Origin of the sequence: Pseudomonas sp. PICF141, assembly GCF_002286815.1 — a bacterium.
Classification (GTDB): Bacteria; Pseudomonadota; Gammaproteobacteria; order Pseudomonadales; family Pseudomonadaceae; genus Aquipseudomonas.
Map to the genome: position 1 here is coordinate 39,035 of NZ_MUNM01000041.1, position 13,446 is coordinate 52,480.

At 57.7% G+C, this 13,446-nt stretch carries 6 protein-coding genes and 1 pseudogene; 5 read left to right on the forward strand and 2 right to left on the reverse strand.

Going from position 1 to position 13,446, the window contains the following annotated elements; translation table 11 throughout:
* Window positions 1-28 precede the first annotated feature (28 nt).
* Together BZL43_RS10940 and BZL43_RS10945 are read left to right on the forward strand one after the other, a co-directional pair.
* The gene (locus BZL43_RS10940; RefSeq protein ID WP_095632321.1) at window positions 29-1,885 is read left to right on the forward strand and encodes a DUF4105 domain-containing protein; all 1,857 of its coding nucleotides are present in this window, start codon (window positions 29-31) and stop codon (window positions 1,883-1,885) included.
* A 208-nt stretch (window positions 1,886-2,093) separates the two neighbouring features.
* Window positions 2,094-2,588: a GreA/GreB family elongation factor gene (locus BZL43_RS10945; protein WP_095632322.1), complete on the forward strand. Its 495-nt coding sequence runs from the start codon at window positions 2,094-2,096 to the stop codon at window positions 2,586-2,588.
* On the opposite strand, the pseudogene gdhA reads toward BZL43_RS10945, so the two are convergent.
* Window positions 2,585-3,917 (reverse strand): annotated as a pseudogene (gene gdhA / locus BZL43_RS10950) (NADP-specific glutamate dehydrogenase). The gene BZL43_RS10945 and the pseudogene gdhA overlap by 4 nt on opposite strands.
* A gap of 1,139 nt (window positions 3,918-5,056) precedes the next feature.
* Here gdhA and BZL43_RS10955 point away from each other — a divergent pair.
* Window positions 5,057-6,481 carry an IS1182 family transposase gene (locus BZL43_RS10955; RefSeq protein WP_168185085.1) on the forward strand — a complete coding sequence of 475 codons (1,425 nt, stop codon included), beginning with the start codon at window positions 5,057-5,059 and terminating at the stop codon, window positions 6,479-6,481.
* A 98-nt stretch (window positions 6,482-6,579) separates the two neighbouring features.
* Here BZL43_RS10955 and ettA read toward each other — a convergent pair whose 3' ends face one another.
* The gene (gene ettA / locus BZL43_RS10960; RefSeq protein WP_095632324.1) at window positions 6,580-8,244 is read right to left on the reverse strand and encodes an energy-dependent translational throttle protein EttA; all 1,665 of its coding nucleotides are present in this window, start codon (window positions 8,242-8,244) and stop codon (window positions 6,580-6,582) included.
* Between the two features lie 273 nt (window positions 8,245-8,517).
* On the opposite strand from ettA, the gene BZL43_RS10965 reads away from it, so the two are divergent.
* Window positions 8,518-12,366 carry a bifunctional diguanylate cyclase/phosphodiesterase gene (locus BZL43_RS10965; RefSeq protein WP_095632325.1) on the forward strand — a complete coding sequence of 1,283 codons (3,849 nt, stop codon included), beginning with the start codon at window positions 8,518-8,520 and terminating at the stop codon, window positions 12,364-12,366.
* 219 nt (window positions 12,367-12,585) lie between these two features.
* Window positions 12,586-13,446, forward strand: an 861-nt coding sequence (gene glyA / locus BZL43_RS10970) for a serine hydroxymethyltransferase (protein ID WP_095632326.1), incomplete at its 3' end; no start/stop codon positions are given.

Consider the following 13,446-nt stretch of genomic DNA (forward strand, 5'->3'; position numbering starts at 1 on the left):
TTGTTTCTTTCGGCTTAAGTTGCCCACTATGCTCAAACGCCTTGCCTGGCTGGCGCTCTGTGTCTGCGCCCCGCTGTCCGCCGCGCCACTTATCGACAATCAACGTTTGCAGCAACTGGCCAATGACCCCTTCTGGATTTCCCTGGGTCATTACGAAACCGCCAAGCTCGGTGCTGGCTGGCGCAGCTATATCAGCGACAAGAAGTTCTTTCTCGCCCCCGATGGCAACGAACACCCCGACCGTGAACTGACGGCGACCGTGCAGGCACTGTATGCCCCGGCCAGCGCCGGTGAGCAGCATGCCCAATGCGTTTACCCGGCCCGCACCCGCTGGCTCAAGGCGCAACTTGAGCTGGCGGATCTGCCATCGCCGGACTGCGCCGAGTTCAAGCAATGGTTCAAGGATGTTGCGCCCCACAGCGCGGTAATGATTTTCCCGGCGGCCTACCTGAACAGTCCATCGTCGATGTTTGGCCACACCTTGCTGCGCATCGATCAGGCCAATGTGCAGAGCGACAAGACCTCGCTACTCAGTTATGCGATCAACTTCGGCGCCTACATCGAAGGTTCGGACAACAGCATTCTGTATGCCTGGAAAGGCCTGATGGGCGGTTATCCCGGGCTGTTTGCGCTGGTGCCATACCAGGAAAAGCTTTCGGAATACCGTAGCCTCGAGAACCGCGACCTGTGGGAATACCGCCTGAACCTGACGCAGCAGGAAACCGAGCGCATGGTCGAACACGTCTGGGAACTCAAGCAGATCCAGTTCGACTACTTTTTCTTCGACGAAAACTGCTCTTACCGCCTGCTTGAGCTGCTGCAAGTGGCACGACCGAACCTGAATCTGACCGAGCAATTCCCGTTGACCGCTATCCCCACCGACACGGTCAAAGCGGTAAAAGAAGCCGGGCTGGTGCAATCGATCGAATATCGCCCCTCCCGCGAGCGTGAACTGCTGAGCCGTGCCGAGCCATTAACTGTTGAAGAACAGGAATGGGTGTTGAACGTCAGCGCCGACCAGAAGCAATTGCAGACTCCGGCATTCAAGGCTCTACCTCGCGCCCGTCAGGCATTGATCATCGATGCGGCTTATCGTCTGGAGCGTTATCGCGCCAATGGTCAGGAACGCGACCCGCAACGAGCCCAACGCAGTTTCGAATTGCTGCGCGCAATCAATCGAAACCCGCCTCCGGAACTGCAAATCCCGCAACCCGGCTTGCCCGAGGACGGTCACCAATCCCGCACCTGGCAGGCCGGCATCGGCACTCGAGGCGACAAGGCCTTCGGCGAATATGGCCTGCGCATGGCCTATCACGACCTCAATGACAACATGGAAAGCTTCCCCCATGGTGCGCAGATCGAAATTCTGCAGATGAAGCTGCGTCAATACGAAGGCAATGACTGGCAGTTGCAGCAACTGGACCTGGCGACCATCCGCTCGCTGACGCCGCGCAATGAGTTGTTGCAGCCGCTGTCGTGGCAAGTCACCGGCGGCCTGGAGCGCGTACCGGGCAAGCATGATGACGAAACCCTGGTCAGCCATGTCAACGGCGGTGGCGGCGGAACCTGGCAACTGGGTGACGACATGCTCGGTTTCGCCTTGGGCACGGTGCGTGTGGAGCATAACAACGACTTCGCGGGTTTCATCGCTCCGGCGGCGGGTTTCAACAGCGGCCTGCTGTGGAAAAACCCGCTGGGCAATTTCAGCCTGGAAGCCAAGGGTGATTACTTCACCAATGGCGAAGTGCGCCGCAGCATGAGCCTGAATCAGCAATGGGAACTGTCGCGCAATCTGGGCGTGCGCCTGAGCGCCCAACGCGAATTCAGCCACATCGCCTCACCCGAAAACGAAGTGATGCTTGAAGTGAAGTGGTATCACTATTGATCTTTTGACCTCTTTCACTCCCAGCCGACAAATCCGCTTCTAGACTTTCCTTATAGGCCGTTGAACGGTCGAGCGCGAAACGGGCCGGGCAACAAGAGAAAAACCGGGACGCCGCGCAAGCCTATCGCTCGCCATAAGTCGTTTACAGACATTCGTTGAAACTTAAAGCCTGCGACCATGGCCCAAACCCTATTAATGGGAGAAAAGCATGAGTCGCGCCTTCGTCAATGAAGATAACGCCGCCGCGCAAGCCGACCTGCCAGTTGAACGGCAGGTCAGTGCGCAGCCCAATTACGTCACGCCAGCGGGCCTGGCCCAGCTTCAGGCAAAAGTGGCCGAGCTGCAAAAGCTGCTGGATCAGGAAAGCGCCAAAGGTGACCTGGCCGACAAGCAGCGCCAGGCCGACCTCGATCGCGACTGGCGCTATTTCAAGCATCGCCTGCAAAGTGCGCAGCTGGTCACCCAGGCCTCCTCGACCGACAAAGTGCAGATCGGCAACTGGGTGACCTTTGCCGACGAACACGATCATCAGCAACGCGTGCAACTGGTTGGCGAAGATCAGGCCAATGCCGCCAAAGGCCTGATCAACTGGAGCTCACCACTGGGGCGGGCGCTGCTCGGCGCACAGCTGAACGACGAAGTGCTCTGGCAGCGACCGGCCGGTGATCAGTTGATCAAAATCATCCGCATCGAACCGGCTTAAACCACGCCTTGGGCGAGCATGGCGTCGGCGACTTTGACGAAGCCGGCGATGTTCGCGCCTTTGACATAGTGGATCCGGCCGTTCTCTTCACCGTAATGCACGCAAGCATGGTGAATCGACTGCATGATCGCGTGGAGCTTGTTGTCAACTTCACCACCGGTCCACAGCAGGCGCATGGCATTCTGCGACATCTCCAGCCCGCTCACCGCCACACCACCCGCGTTGGAAGCCTTGCCCGGCGCGAACAAAATCCCCGCTTCGATAAACAGGTCCACGGCCTCCAGGGTGGTCGGCATGTTTGCCCCTTCCGCCACACAGATACAGCCGTTGCGTAGCAACGTACGCGCCGCCTCGGCGTCCAGTTCGTTTTGTGTCGCGCATGGCAGCGCGATATCGCAGCTCAGCGCCCACGGGTGATGGCCCGGCAGGAACTCCAGACCAAAACGGCCAGCCAGTCCACTGATGCGTCCGCGCTGGACATTTTTCAGCTCCAGACTGCCAGCCATTGCTCTTCGGTCAAACCGCTTTCGCGGTAGAGCGTGCCTTCGGAGTCGGACAGCGAAACCACTACGCCCCCCAAATCCATGACCTTGCGCGCCGCATATTGCGCGACGTTACCGGAGCCCGAGATCGCCACGCGCTTGCCTTCGACGGTGTCACCGCTGCGCTTGAGCATTTCCTCGGCGAAGTACACACAGCCAAAACCAGTGGCTTCTGGACGAATCAGGCTGCCGCCATAGCTGGGGCCCTTGCCGGTCAGCACGCTGGTGAACTGGTTGCTCAGGCGCTTGTATTGCCCGAACAGGAAACCGATTTCGCGGGCACCGACGCCGATATCACCGGCTGGCACGTCAACGTCCGCGCCGATGTGACGGTACAACTCGCTCATGAAGGCCTGGCAGAAGCGCATGATTCAGCGTCGCTCTTGCCCTTGGGATCGAAGTCCGAACCACCCTTGCCTCCGCCCATGGGCAGCGACGTTAGCGAGTTTTTGAACGTCTGTTCGGAGGCGAGGAACTTCAACACCCCGAGGTTCACCGAAGGATGGAAACGCAGCCCGCCCTTGTAGGGACCGATCGCGCTGTTCATCTGGATACGGAAACCGCGATTGACCTGCACTTTGCCTTGATCATCCACCCACGACACCCGGAAGGTAATCGCGCGTTCCGGCTCGCAGATCCGCTCCAGAATGCCCGAGGTCAAGTAGTGGGGGTTGGCTTCAAGAAACGGCCACAGGCTGCGTAGGACTTCTTCTACGGTTTGGTGGAATTCCGGCTGGTCGGGGTCGCGTTTTCTGAGGCAGGCGAGGAAAGATTCAACGGATTCGATCCTGAAAAAGTCTCGGCAAATTGATTGTTTTTAAAGGAAATTGAGCCGGACCTTAGCAATTCATGTCACACCGCGACAGGGCAAAATGTCGCCTTTTTTGAATTTAAATGGCGCGCTAGATATAAAAAAGCAGACAAAAGGAGATTTTCTGCTCCTAAAAGGAGCATATCGATCAAAAGCATTCACCCTACCAAGCCTGGCGAGACCAACCAGTACGCGCCCACCGACGCAACACAGGCACTCGTTGCTAAAAGCACATTTAATATAGCTAACGAGTATAGCGAACTGTTAAATCTACCAGTTTCTAAAGCAAACAATGAAAGCTAATTTCTAAATGCACCAACCTGAAAACGACACTCTTAAAAAACACCGAAATATTATAATTTTCAATAAGGATGACTCATCATGGCCTCAACATTTGGAAACCAAGTAGATAGCGGATTTAATATCTCAGGCAGCGCCCCCGAACAATACATCATGTTGGTGTACACAATGAGATGTGGCCCATTCAACTTTCCTGCTACTGCCCCAGATGGCGCAACCGTCAGAATTGTCACGCAACACGCTGAAAGTGGGTCCTTTGTGGATAAAAATATTAACATTTCACCTCAGGCCAAGCTCGGGGGCGTACCTGGGGGCGAAAGATGGCTTTCTGACCACCACGTTTATTCATTTATTTTTAACGCAGCCACTTCCAAATGGGATCTTTCAGACCGGGACTTGAGGTCGGGCCCAGACTATGGTCCCGTCATTATATAACGGACTTTGCAACGCTGAACGCAACAACTACCCCATCATCGAGCATTGCAATGCGCGATGAAAACATTAAAAAGTATGGTCGTGGTTGGGAGGGTAATTAGCCGTCGTTCCCCGCTTCCACTGATTGAGTTGAATCGTCCTGCGTCAGCGCCGTATCCATCGCCTCCTATCCACACGCCCTCGTGCAGAGGTGCTTCATTTCGTTAGCGGTGGTCAGCTGACGACTGGACTTTTACCCGCAAGATTGAGCCCATATTAGGCGCACAAAAAAACGGAGCCCGAAGGCTCCGTTTTTCATATAACCGGCCTATCACAGACTGTGTGGAAACCTAGCAATCTGCGTAGTGCTCCGTATCGAAAGATACGGAGCATTTTTCGTTATGGCCTACATCCAGGGACAGTCCCGCAGCCAGACCAGTCTGTTTCCGGTCTCGCTGGAAGAGTTGATCCCCGAGGATCACCTCGTTCGCGTTATCGACCTTTACGTTGCCAAGCTGGATCTGGCCCGACTGGGCTTTGATAAAGCACTTCCCAAAAGCACCGGCCGTCCCTCTTACGATCCAGCGGATCAGCTCAAACTCTACCTCTACGGCTATTTCCAGCGGATTCGCTCATCACGTCGGCTCGAAGCCGAGTGCCAGCGCAACGTCGAAGTGATATGGCTGATCAATCGACTCAAGCCTGATTTCAAGACCATCGCTGATTTCCGTAAAGACAACAAAGCCGCTTTCATCGCGACGTGCCGGGCCTTCGTGCAGTTTTGCCGCACAGCGGGGCTGATAACCGGCGAGTTGGTGGCCATTGATGGCAGCAAATTTCAGGCGGTCGCCTCTTCACGGCGTCATATGAATTTGAAGCGGCTCCAACATCAAGAAAAGAAGCTGGAGAAGCGCATCGCCCACTATTTGGCCGAGCTGGACGAGGCAGATAAAACCGAAGCCGGCGAGAAGATTGACCGCAGTGCGATCAAGACGACTTTGGCGCAACTTGAGGTCAGGCATTCCAATAACCTGACGTGCCAGGCGCTGATGGAATCCATGGAGCTTGAGCAATTCAATACCCACGAAAGCGATGCGCGAATGTTGCGAACGCACAAAGGACCTCGGGTCGGGTACAACGTGCAGACAGCTGTGGACGCTGAGAACTGCATGATCGTGCATCATGAAGTGACTCAGGACAGCGATGATCGCAAGCAACTTGAACCGATGGCCAAAGCCGCCAAGGAACAACTTTCGCAGGATGAACTAACGGTCACCGCGGATGCGGGCTACTCCAATGGCAAGCAGTTCCAGGCATGTGAGGATGAGAACATCACGGCTTATGTACCTGTGGCGCGATCACTCAACTCCTGCGGTAAGGAACAGGCATTTTTCGATCGAACAGCATTTGCCTACGATACGTCGCAAGATCGATATAAATGCCCTGCCGGAAAATGGCTGATCTTTAAACAGATCAGCAAGAAAGGCCGGATCTACCAAGCGGCGGTCAGCGACTGCTCAAGCTGCCCGTTAAAAGCGCAATGCACCGACGCCCAACGCCGATATATCTCACGCCACCTGCACGAAAAGGCATTTGAGCGAATGGAACAGCGAATGCAGGCGCATCCCGAAATGATGGTCAGCCGAAGATCCATCGTCGAGCATCCCTTCGGCAATCTTAAACAGTGGTTATTTGGTAACGCTCGCTTCTTGCTGCGACAGCTTGAGGGCACGAGGGCTGAAATGGCCCTGGCGGTGAACGCCTATAACCTGAAAAGAGCGATTAACGTGCTTGGCGCACGTCAGTTGATGGCGTTGATGGGCTGAAAAGCTTTTTTCGTCTGCTGTGAGCACAAAAGCAAACGCCCCGGACAAGTCGGGGCGTTTGCTGGAACCACCATCAGTGCGTTTTCACACAGTCTGTATCAGGCCAGTTTCTTGTGCCGTACACGGTGCGGCTGGGAAGCCGCTTCGCCGAGGCGCTTCTTGCGATCGGCTTCGTATTCGGTGTAGTTGCCTTCGAAGAACACCGCTTGCGAGTCGTCTTCATACGCCAGGATGTGAGTCGCGACGCGGTCCAGGAACCACCGATCGTGAGAGATCACAATGGCGGCGCCCGGGAAGTCGAGCAAGGCTTCTTCCAGGGAACGCAGGGTTTCAACGTCGAGGTCGTTGGACGGTTCGTCGAGCAGCAGGACGTTGCCGCCCTCTTTCAGAGTCAGGGCCAGGTGCAAGCGACCACGCTCACCGCCGGACAGGTCTTTGACGAACTTCTGCTGATCGCCACCCTTGAAGTTGAAACGACCGACGTAGGTGCGCGACGGGATCTCGTAGTTGCCGATGCGAATCTGATCGGAACCGTCGGAGATCTGCTGGAACACAGTCTTGCTGCCATCCAGGTCTTCACGGCTCTGGTCAACACACGCCAGTTGCACGGTTTCGCCGACTTCGATGGTGCCCGAGTCCGGCGTTTCCTTGCCCATCAACATACGGAACAGGGTCGATTTACCGGCACCGTTACCGCCGATCACGCCAACAATGGCGCCTTTAGGCATGGAGAACGACAGGTTGTCGATCAACACGCGATCGCCGTAACCCTTGGAAACGTTCTTGAACTCGATGACCTTGTCGCCCAGGCGCGGACCGGCCGGGATGTAGATCTCGTTGGTTTCGCTGCGCTTCTGGAATTCCTGCGATTGCATTTCTTCGAAGCGTTGCAGACGCGCCTTGGATTTGGATTGACGGGCCTTGGCGCCTTTGCGCACCCACTCCAGCTCTTCCTTCATGGCCTTTTCGTGAGCCGATTGCTGCTTGGATTCGGCCGCCAGACGATCGGATTTGGCTTCGAGCCAGCCCGAATAGTTGCCCTCGTACGGGATACCGGCGCCACGGTCGAGCTCGAGGATCCAGCCAGCGACGTTGTCCAGGAAGTAACGGTCGTGCGTGATCGCAACCACGGTACCCGGGAAATCGTGCAGGAAGTGCTCCAGCCAGGCGACGGAATCGGCGTCCAGGTGGTTGGTCGGTTCGTCGAGCAGCAGCATGTCCGGCGCAGACAGCAGCAAACGGCACAGGGCCACGCGACGTTTTTCACCACCGGACAGGAATTCGACCTTGGCATCCCATGCAGGCAGGCGCAGCGCATCGGCGGCGACTTCCAGTTGGCGATCCAGGTTGTGACCGTCGCTGGCTTGCAGGATGGCTTCAAGCTTGGCCTGCTCTGCCGCCAGTTTGTCGAAGTCTGCATCCGGTTCAGCGTAAGCCGCGTAAACCTCGTCCAGGCGCGCCTGAGCGTCCTTGATCACGCTGACCGCTTCCTCGACCACTTCACGCACGGTCTTGGTCGGATCCAGGATCGGTTCTTGCGGCAGGTAGCCAATGTTCAGGTCCGGCATCGGACGGGCTTCACCGTCGAACTCTTTATCGACGCCCGCCATGATTTTCAGGAGCGTGGATTTACCCGAACCGTTGAGGCCGAGTACGCCGATCTTGGCGCCAGGAAAGAACGACAGCGAAATGTTTTTCAGGATTTCCCGCTTCGGCGGAACAACTTTGCCCAGCCGATGCATGGTGAAGACGTATTGAGCCATGGAGAACCTTGGGTCAGTGACTGATGAATGATTGGAGCGCAGGCAATGCCCGGCCAGGCCATGCGCGTCGTTCGTTTGATGGTATCAAGGCGTGCGCGCTGTTTGGGAGCTGGAACGCTCCCGCGTAACCGGCAAAGCTACCTTATTGATAGAAAGCAGTCCAGCCGAGCGGGGACTGGCACTTCGCCACAACTCAAGGCATGCTAGCCGCCCTTCGGGCGTCCGGCTTATAGTGCACGTCGCGTCAGTCCAGCCAAACCGCAGGATTACAGTTTGTCTAATGTCTCTCCGCCATCGTCCGTGAGCGCGCTCAATCCTGCGACCGGCTCGCCCCTGCGCGGAACCTTGAAAGGCGCGCTGGCAACCCTCGTGCTGTTGCTGCTCGCACTGCTGTTCTGGCAGCTTCTGGATCAGTTTCGCGAAACCCAGAAAAACCAGCGCCAGTACACCATCGACTACTCCGCCGACCTGGCTGCGCAAGTCAGCCTTAACATGGCGCTCAATGCGCAGATCGCCCTTAATCTGCTACCGATCATCGAACAACCGCAAAGCGCCGACGAACAACAGGCGTTATTGCGCAAACTGCAACAATCGCTGCCCGATCTGCGCAGCCTGGCGTTGCTCAGTCCCTCCGGAAAAATCCTCAGCGACAGCGCTGCCGACAGCCAGGACGCCAGTTACCTTGGCGAACTGGTTCAGCGTAGCCGCGCCCAGGCCCATTATTTCAGCAATGCCGATGACGGCTCGATGGTGCACCTGCTCCTGCATCAGGCCAGCGGCAGCAGTCGCGGTTATTGGGCCCTGCGCCTGACACCGACGTTTTTCTCCTCACTGACCAAACAGGGCGATGCCGGCATCCGCCCCCTGTGGCTGGTGGAAAACCGTATCAATCATCAGATCATCAGCCGCGATGACACCCAGCCCTCGGCCAAGCCGGCCAGGCTGACAGCCGACGAGCTGGCCAACAGTGTGCTGACCGTTCCGCTGAGCAGTAGCGATTGGCAATTGCGTGGGCTGTTCGACCGGCAACGGGTGATCGAACAACTGCTGCCGGCGTTCATCGGCAAATGCCTGCTGGGCCTGGCCTTTTCGTTGTTGCCGTTCATCGCCCTGCTGAACATTCGTCGCCGTCAACGCCAGTTGCATGAGGGCCGCCGACGTTATCAGGACATTTTCGAAGGCACCGGCGTTGCCCTGTGCGTGCTGGACCTCTCCGGGCTCAACAGTATCTTCGACAAGGCTCAGCTCAACAGCAGTGAACAGTTGCAGAGTTGGCTCCAGACACCGGAACAACGTCAGCAACTGCTGCAGGAATTACGCATTACCGAGGTCAACCAGGTTGCCCTGCAATTGCTCAACGTCAATTCCTGCGACCAGGCCTGGAAACTGCTGATCGACGGCTGCCCATCGGACTGTACGGCCATCGGCAATCAAGTACTTGAAACAGTGCTGCACCAGCAAAAACAGCTTGAACTGGAAATCAAACTCCAGGACGCCAATGGCCGCGACCAGCATTTGTGGCTGGTGCTGCGCTTGCCGGAAGATCAGGCCGACTATAAAGCGGTGATCCTGAGCATCAGCGACATCACCAGTCGCAAGCTCATCGAATTGTCGCTGCTGGAGCGTGAAGGGTTCTGGTCCGATGTGGTGCGCACCGTGCCGGATCATCTGTATGTGCAGGATGTAATCAGCCAGCGGATGATCTTCAGCAACCATCACCTGGGGCAAACGCTGGGTTACAACCGCACAGAACTGCACCAGATGGGCGAATACTTCTGGGAAATCCTCCTGCACCCCGAAGATGCCGATTACTACCACCGATCACGCCAGTCCCAACGGCACGCGGGTTACACCCAACTGATGCAATGCCAGCTGCGCTTCCGCCATCGCGATGGCAAATGGCGGCGTTTCGACATTCGCGAACAGGCCCTGGCGCGGGACAAACACAATCAGGTCACGCGCATCATCGGCGTGGCCAAAGACATCACCGACCAGATTGAAGCCAGCGAGTCCCTGCGCGACAGCGAGCAGCGTTACCGGATGCTCGCCGAAAGCATCAGCGATGTGATTTTCTCCACCGACAGCAAAATGTCGCTCAACTACGTCAGCCCCTCGGTGCAAGCCGTGCTGGGTTTCGACGCCGACTGGATATTCCAGAACGGCTGGCAAACGACCATCGCCAATCCGCAACAACTGACCGGCATCTACAGCCTGATGGACCGGGTCAGCAAAGCGCTGAATAAACCCGAACAACTGGCGCTGCTGCGCAGTCAGGTGCAGACCCAGCTGTTTCTGTTCGACTGCCTGCGGGCCGACGGGCGCAAGATTCCCATCGAGTTGCGTCTGGTGCTGGTCTGGGACGAACACGGCGCCTTTGAAGGTGTGCTGGGGGTCGGCCGCGACATCAGCCAGCAACGCCGGGCCGAAAAAGACCTACGGATGGCGGCCACGGTATTCGAGCACTCAACCTCGGCGATTCTGATCACTGACCCGGCGGGCTACATCGTCCAGGCCAACGAAGCGTTCAGTCGCGTCAGCGGCTATGCGGTGGCCCAGGTCCTCGACCAGTTGCCGAACATGCTCACCGTCGATGAGCAGCAGGAAGCCCATCTGCGCTATGTGCTTAAGCAATTGCATCAGCACAGCACCTGGGAAGGCGAAGTCTGGCTCAAGCGGCGCAACGGCGAGCATTACCCGGCCTGGGTCGGGATTACCGCGGTGCTCGACGATGAAGGCGATCTGGCCAGCTACGTGTGTTTCTTCAGCGACATCAGCGAGCGCAAGGCCAGTGAGCAACGGATTCATCGCCTGGCCTATTACGACGCCTTGACCCACCTGCCCAACCGCACACTGTTCCAGGATCGCCTGCACACCGCGCTGCAATCGGCTGAGCGGCAGAAGGCCTGGGTGGTGCTGATGTTCCTCGACCTTGACCGGTTCAAGCCGATCAATGACTCCCTGGGCCATGCCGCCGGTGATCGCATGCTCAAGGAAATGGCCACGCGCCTGCTCGGTTGTGTCGATGATGACGACACCGTGGCGCGCATGGGTGGCGATGAGTTCACATTGCTGCTGCAGCCCCGGGTCAACCGGGAGATCGCACTAAACCGGGCGATTCATGTGGCCGAACAGATCCTCGCCAGCCTGGTGAAACCGTTCGTGCTGGAAGGCCGCGAGTTCTTTGTCACCGCCAGCATCGGCATCGCGCTGAGCCCTCAAGACGGCAGCGAACTCAGTCAGTTGATGAAAAACGCCGACACCGCGATGTACCACGCCAAGGAGCGTGGCAAAAACAACTTCCAGTTCTATCAGGCCGACATGAACGCCAGTGCCCTGGAGCGCCTGGAACTGGAAAGCGACTTGCGCCATGCCCTGGAGCAAAATGAATTCGTCCTGTACTACCAGCCGCAATTCAGCGGCGATGGCAAACGCCTGACCGGTGCCGAAGCCCTGCTGCGCTGGCGTCACCCACGCCGCGGCCTGGTGCCGCCGGGGGATTTCATTCCGGTGCTCGAAGAGCTCGGGCTGGTGGTGGACGTCGGCGACTGGGTGATCAGCGAGGCCTGCCGTCAGCTCAAGACCTGGCATCAAACCAAAGTGCGGGTGCCGAAGGTTTCGGTGAACATTTCGGCCCGGCAGTTCTCCGACGGTCAGCTCGGCACGCGGATCGCCACCATCCTCAAGGAAACCGGCCTGCCGCCGGCGTGCCTGGAGCTGGAGTTGACTGAAAGTATTCTGATGCGCGAAGTCAGCGAGGCGATGCAGATCCTCGCCGGGTTGAAAAACCTCGGCCTGAGCATTGCGGTCGACGACTTCGGCACCGGTTATTCATCGCTCAACTACCTCAAGCAATTCCCGATCGATGTGCTGAAAATCGACCGTACCTTCGTCGATGGCCTGCCCTCGGGTGAACAGGACGCGCAAATTGCCCGGGCGATCATCGCCATGGCCCACAGCCTCAATCTGGCGGTGATCGCCGAGGGCGTGGAAACCCATGAGCAACTCGACTTCCTGCGTGAGCATGGTTGCGATGAGGTTCAGGGGTATCTGTTTGGGCGGCCGATGCCGGCGAACCGGTTTGAGGCGCAGTTCAGCAATGATGCGCTGTTCATGTTTGACTGATTTAGTAGTGAGGCGGGCGCCCCCTTCGCGGGCAAGCCTCGCTCCTACGGATATCAACGTCTGTAGGAGCGAGGCTTGCCCGCGAAGGCGTCCGCCCAGACACCGAAAATCCTGCGCCATGAACACCACTTGTCTGCGACATGATGTCCTTTCATATGCCATCTAAAAGCGGTTGGGTTAGAATGCCCCCCTTTTCTGCCCCGATCCTTGAGGACCGCCATGTTCAGCCGTGATTTGACTATTGCCAAGTACGACGCCGACCTTTTTGCCGCCATGGAGCAAGAAGCTCAGCGCCAGGAAGAACACATCGAGCTGATCGCTTCGGAAAACTACACCAGCCCAGCGGTGATGGAAGCTCAAGGCTCGGTACTGACCAACAAATACGCCGAAGGCTACCCGGGCAAGCGCTACTACGGTGGTTGCGAGTTCGTCGACGTGGTTGAGCAACTGGCCATCGACCGCGCCAAAGAACTGTTCGGTGCCGATTACGCCAACGTTCAGCCACACGCCGGCTCCCAAGCCAACAGCGCCGTTTACCTGGCCCTGCTGCAAGCGGGCGACACCATCCTGGGCATGAGCCTGGCCCATGGCGGTCACCTGACCCACGGTGCCAGCGTTTCGTCCTCCGGCAAGCTGTACAACGCTGTTCAATACGGCATCGACGCCAACGGCCTGATCGACTACGACGAAGTCGAGCGTCTGGCGCTTGAGCACAAGCCGAAAATGATCGTGGCCGGTTTCTCTGCCTACTCGCAGATTCTGGATTTCCCGCGTTTCCGCGAAATCGCTGACAAAGTCGGTGCCTACTTGTTCGTCGACATGGCTCACGTGGCCGGTCTGGTCGCCGCTGGCGTCTACCCGAACCCGGTTCCATTCGCCGACGTGGTCACCACCACCACCCACAAGACCCTGCGCGGTCCACGTGGCGGCCTGATCCTGGCTCGCGCCAACGCCGACATCGAGAAGAAACTGAACTCCGCGGTATTCCCGGGCGCCCAGGGTGGCCCGCTGGAACACGTGATCGCTGCCAAGGCGATCTGCTTCAAGGAAGCGCTGCAGCCTGAGTTCAAGGCCTACCAG

Excerpts from the sequence above, each read along its gene's own strand:
- BZL43_RS10945 (WP_095632322.1), top strand. The coding sequence starts at position 2,094 with ATGAGTCGCGCCTTCGTCAATGAAGATAACGCCGCCGCGCAAGCCGAC.
- BZL43_RS10955 (WP_168185085.1), top strand. The coding sequence starts at position 5,057 with ATGGCCTACATCCAGGGACAGTCCCGCAGCCAGACCAGTCTGTTTCCG.
- ettA (WP_095632324.1), bottom strand. The coding sequence starts at position 8,244 with ATGGCTCAATACGTCTTCACCATGCATCGGCTGGGCAAAGTTGTTCCG.
- BZL43_RS10940 (WP_095632321.1), top strand. The coding sequence starts at position 29 with ATGCTCAAACGCCTTGCCTGGCTGGCGCTCTGTGTCTGCGCCCCGCTG.